This window comes from Pseudomonas simiae, from assembly GCF_900111895.1.
Taxonomy (GTDB): Bacteria; Pseudomonadota; Gammaproteobacteria; order Pseudomonadales; family Pseudomonadaceae; genus Aquipseudomonas; species Aquipseudomonas simiae.
Window position 1 is genome coordinate 1 of sequence record NZ_FOKB01000019.1, and the last position, 4936, is coordinate 4936.

The 4936-nt window shown below is 57.3% G+C and carries 5 protein-coding genes; all 5 read right to left on the reverse strand.

The window, feature by feature from the left end; translation table 11 throughout:
• The coding region (locus BMZ57_RS28835) for a phage tail sheath subtilisin-like domain-containing protein (RefSeq protein ID WP_139215222.1) at nucleotides 1-581 on the reverse strand (581 nt) is incomplete at its 3' end.
• Between the two features lie 98 nt (nucleotides 582-679).
• Entirely contained in the window at nucleotides 680-1351 is a 672-nt protein-coding gene (locus BMZ57_RS29945; RefSeq protein ID WP_074900763.1) for a tail fiber assembly protein, read from the reverse strand.
• Nucleotides 1352-1354: 3 nt separating this feature from the next.
• Nucleotides 1355-3421 carry a phage tail protein gene (locus BMZ57_RS29950; protein WP_139136480.1) on the reverse strand — a complete coding sequence of 689 codons (2067 nt, stop codon included), beginning with the start codon at nucleotides 3419-3421 and terminating at the stop codon, nucleotides 1355-1357.
• Entirely contained in the window at nucleotides 3418-4023 is a 606-nt protein-coding gene (locus tag BMZ57_RS28850; protein WP_069673268.1) for a phage tail protein I, read from the reverse strand. The genes BMZ57_RS29950 and BMZ57_RS28850 overlap by 4 nt, the downstream gene beginning before the upstream one ends.
• The gene (locus BMZ57_RS28855) at nucleotides 4020-4907 is read right to left on the reverse strand and encodes a baseplate assembly protein (RefSeq protein WP_069673269.1); all 888 of its coding nucleotides are present in this window, start codon (nucleotides 4905-4907) and stop codon (nucleotides 4020-4022) included. Before BMZ57_RS28855 ends, BMZ57_RS28850 begins: the two co-directional genes overlap by 4 nt.
• Between the last annotated feature and the right edge of the window lie 29 nt (nucleotides 4908-4936).

The following is a 4936-nucleotide window of genomic DNA, read 5'->3' on the forward strand; positions in this document are numbered from 1 at the left end:
CTGAGCGCGGTGTCCCAGTACTGCACGCCAGGGTCGACCAGGAACACGCGCTTGCTGCCGAAGTTCTTGCGGTAGTCCATGGCCGCTTCGTCAGTGGTGTTGGGGCCGTCGATGATCGCCAGGGCACGCAGCTTGTCGCTCAGGGCCACAAGCTCAGTGGCGACGGCCAGTGTCGCTGTGTGTTTGGGTGCGGCCAGCAAACGAGGCTGCGCGTTAAAGCGGCTCTTGCCGTCGAGCAGCGCCTGCATACCGGTACGGGTGCCGTTCGCCAAGACCCCGCCAATGATGGCCGAGGTCTGCGCGGCGGCGTCGGCCAGCTTCTCCACGCCGCAGGCGACGATCACGGCCTTGGAGCGAACATAGATGGCCTTGACCGCCTTGGTGATCGCCGCATCTGGCCCCCAGGCGGCGATGGCTTCGCTTTCGCGGGTGATCAGCATCAGTTGATTGGGCAAGGCGCTGGCATTGGGACCAGGCGTGAAGGTGTCGCAAAGCCCGATGATGGACGAGGACGGCACCGCGATAGGCCGCGTGCCGGTGTCGACGTTGGTCACGGTGACGCCGTGAAAGAATCCACTCATGATTGAACTCCAGAAACGAGAAAGCCCCGCATAAGCGAGGCCGTAGGTTGTTCGTGTTAGGCGTAACGGAAAAGAAAACGCCCCGTCAGTGCGGGGCGTTATTGGATCAACTCAGCCAGCCATGCCGGCTGTACCGGCCGGTACTCGACTGCCGGGAAATGTTCCGATTCGGGCCAGTCGCGCAGATCCTGGCGGTAGCCCTGCAACTGCTTGTACTGCTCGGCAGTGAGGGTTGTAGGGCGCTCGGCCTCCAGTTCGTCACGGTGACGCGAGATCAGCGGATCAGTCAGCAGCAACGCCCGGTCACGGAGGGCACGCTCGCGGTTTTTCAGATCCTCTACTGTAGGCGGCGGCGCTGGTGCTGTACTCGGACGCCCCTTTTTGTCAGGTACAAGGATCGACCCGCCCAGCGAAAGTACCCGGTAGATTTCGTCATGTTCTTCCTGAGAAACGTCCACTAGCTCGGATTCTGGCGGCAACAAACACTTGGGGTTGGGCACTACAATCAACGGAGGTACAGCGCTGTAATCTGGCGTTTCAATTAACGGCGCCACTGCGTCAGGATCAGGCACAAAAATAGTTTGACCTACTGATTCATCCCCCTCGATCCAGGCAGGGTTTGGAACTGAAATAGTTGGGCGAATCCACTCAGGATCGGGAACGCAGGTATTTGGCTGTATCCAATTCGGATCGGGAACCGTAATTTCTCTAGCTCCGTGTAACACATCGTTGAAGAACGTATTATCTTTGCAGCTATAGAATATTTTCACGTTTTAATCACCTCGCGCCTCAACAATTGCAACCATCCCCGTTTGAAGCACCGACGCCCACTCCTCCACGCGCATCATGCAACCCGTGGGGGTAGCATCATAATAAGTGCCTACTGCCGTACACCAGCCAGTACTCGAAGGAATCTTAAAAGTAATCTGCGCATTTAAAAATCTGTTAGGAAATTTAAAAGGCCACGCGACGCTCAAGGTTTTTGTAGATGAAATATCATCGACTACGACCTCAACCCATTGCTTGATTTCTCCAGTGTCTGCGTTCTTACTCCATCCGTTAGCAGCGAGAAGCGCAGTGTCTTTCGGCCTGTTACCGGAGTGCCAAAGCGTGTGGGCCACCAGGCCCATAGATGCGCCACCAACCTTAAACTGATTGTCCGTATCAAGACCCAAATAGGCTGCATAGACGCCCGCGCGATGAAAGCATATGGACGCTGACGCGGCTGCATTGCCCTCGTTGGAAACTTGAAAAGAACCGGTATTAACAGTGTTAACTGTACCTATAGCGCCAGTATTCCCCGAACCAAAGATCGGATTTGAAAACGAGGGGACGTTTTGTCCTTTCTTAATGTATTCAGATGGCTTGAAGTTGTTTTCACACCAAATGAATCCAAGATCGCTTTCATCTACTGTTGCTTTAAGTCCATTCGAGGACCACCCAATTTTAACTTTATTAGTGGCCTGCCCAATCCCGCCGCCCTGTTGAACAGGTGTAAAGTCAAGACGCCTTTGCAAAAAAATAGCAGCATTGGCAGTCTTGCTCCAAATGTACGGGTATTCAATGTTTGCCGACGCAAACCCTACGCCAGTAGCGTCATCCCCGTTTACTTTTGAGTCCGGAGTAAAGTTGCCAGAGTGCCACAGAACACGATAAGCAGCGGGCCCACCGGCGCCCGTGTACCTAATTCTAAAATCCTCCGCAGTAACACTTGATACAATATCGAGACAGTAAGCCCCAGCCGGACCCGGATACTTTATATGCAGACCTACTGCATAGGTCATACTTGCCGGAATATCAGTAGTGTTACCTTCCGAAGCCGCAAAAAACTGAGTTGTAGGAAGGCCTGAGATTGCGCCCGCGACCATCGGAGCGCTGGTCATCAAACCACCCGTCCCAATCGGCATGGCATCCGTAATACCCGCGCCAGCGAGTGTCGTGGGATTCGTTCCCGCAATAACGCGACCGAGCTTGTCCACGGTCACGCTACGGTAGGTGCCAGCGCCAATGCCTGTACGCCCCGCAACCATTTCAAAGGTCAGCGCAGTGGTGCCAAGCATAATCGGCGCATCCGTCACCAGTTGCCAAACGCTGTCGCCGTTGGCCGTGCCCTTCTCGACATGCACAAACAGGCCCGGCGTCACTTCAATACTAGTGTCAGCATCCTGGGCACGTTTCCAGGCACCGCTGGCCGGCACAAGGTAAATACCGTTGTCCTTCGCCTGGGCCTGATTCTTCACCAGAACACGGGTGTCGGCCGACAACAACACACCGTCGATTGTCTGGATACCAGTCAGGGCAATGTTTGCCGTGGTAGCCACAAGCACCGAATGCTTGAAGTCCTGCTTGTTGATCGCCTCGGTGACCGCTAGATCAACATACTCGCGAGTCGCCAGGACGATGGCGGGGTCGATCTTCAACACGATGTTGTTGATACTGGAAACAATGAAGTTCATCCGCACAATCTGTGTGCGGCCTGATCCCTGGTCCAGCAGCGATTTGTAGCTAGGCGCACAATTGGAAACCGCGACCAGGTCGCCGTCCGAATCGTACACGCCGATTTCGCGAATCCACCAACCGCCGACGTCTGCTGGGATCACCTGCTCGGCGATGATCACCGCTGCGTTAGCAGGATCGACACGCAGTTGATTCAAGGGTGCCCGACGTTGCTCGTTGATAAGCTTGGTCTGGGTCGCGCTGGGCATCGGATCAGTGCCGTTGGCATCGCCCACACCCAGCTCTGTGAGATTCCAGGGAATGCCCAAGGCATTGGCGTTCGCCAGCTTCGTGGCCCCCACGTTGGTGAGGATCGCCATAAATTGCGAGTTGCGATCAATCATGGGTAAACGTCCAGAGTGTCTATGCTGTGTTCGCGCCCGACCACGCCGATGTAGCCCGTGACTTCGATGTCACGTTGCACGGGTGGGTAGACGTCGATTACGTCGCCTTCGTAGAGGGCGACACCGATGTTCATGGCGCCTTGGGTTTCGAGGCTAATCGCGAGTCCGGTCAACGGCCGACTGACGGGTTTGGCGTCGTCGATCAGACGCTCCAGCTCCAGGTACATCTCTTCAGTGATGCCGGTGTCCAGTACGCCGACCTTCAAGGCGAAGGTGCCGGGGATGCCCTTGGGCGTGGTCTGCCACCACTCCAGCACCTCGATCAGGTAACCGAGCGGCTCGACCACCCTGCGCAACGCGCCGATGGTGCCCTTGTGGGCATGCACGTAAAACGCGGAGCGGATGGCGGAACGCTTAACGGCTTCTGACCATTTGTTGTCCCAGCGGTCGACCGACCAAGTCCAGGCCAGCCAAGGCAGCAGATGCGCCGGACAGGTGTCAGGGTTGTACAGGGTGCGGAGCGGGATCTCGGTTTTCTCGGCCAGGGCGGCCTCAATGGCGCGTTCCAGTTGTGTGCTGTTCAAGGGGAGCAGACTGGTCATGTGGAGCCCCCTAGGACCACGCTGAAACCTGTGCAATAGGCGGCTTGGAACTTGGTCGGTTTCAGGTCGACCCAGTTTTTTAGCTCGACCCGGCCGACGCCACCGACATGCAGCTGCGCGTCAATAGCAGATCGGGCGACTTCCAGAGCCAGGCGTTTACGCGGATTGATCCAGGCCGCGAGGCGCTTGATCGCCTCAGCCAAGAAGGCATCGTTTTCAGGACCGGCACCGGTCATATGCAACACCGCATCAATCCGGTACTCCAGGATCTGTGCGCTTTGCACCGTAAGGCGGTCGCCCACCGGACGAATGTCATCATCACTAAGCTTGGCGTATACCTGGTCGAGCAAAGCCTGGTCGGCTTTGCCGTTGCCGGCGAGGCTCAGCACAGTCACCACCACTACGGCCGGTGATGGGCTTTCTGCCGTGGCATCAGCCACCAGCGCCGAGGCGTTGCGCGCATGGAAGATGTAACTGTTACGCGGGCCGGCGGTGGTCAGCCCTTCATACACCAACTGGATACGCTCACGCAGGGCATCGTCCGATTCCCTGACCTCCTCCACTGGCGGCACCGCCTGCAGGTTGGCCGGTTGAATCACTAGGCGCTGGAGTTTGACGTTGGCTGCAAGCTGGTCGAGATCTGCCTTCTCGGCGTACGCCAACATCAGCGCCTTGGCCGCATCGTTAACCCGTGCCCGGTTCTGCATCTTGCCGTACGCCCCCAGCTCCACCAGCTTGACTACCGGGTCGCTCTCCAGCGCTGCCGACCAGTTGACGCCCATGTGCCCACGAAAGGCAGCTAGCCCTTCTTCGTACAACGCTTCGTAATCCAAGGCCTCCAGCACCTGCGGCGCCGGCAGTGCCGATAAATCCACTGTGCTCATGCCGACACCTCCAGCAGCAGGCGTTCGCC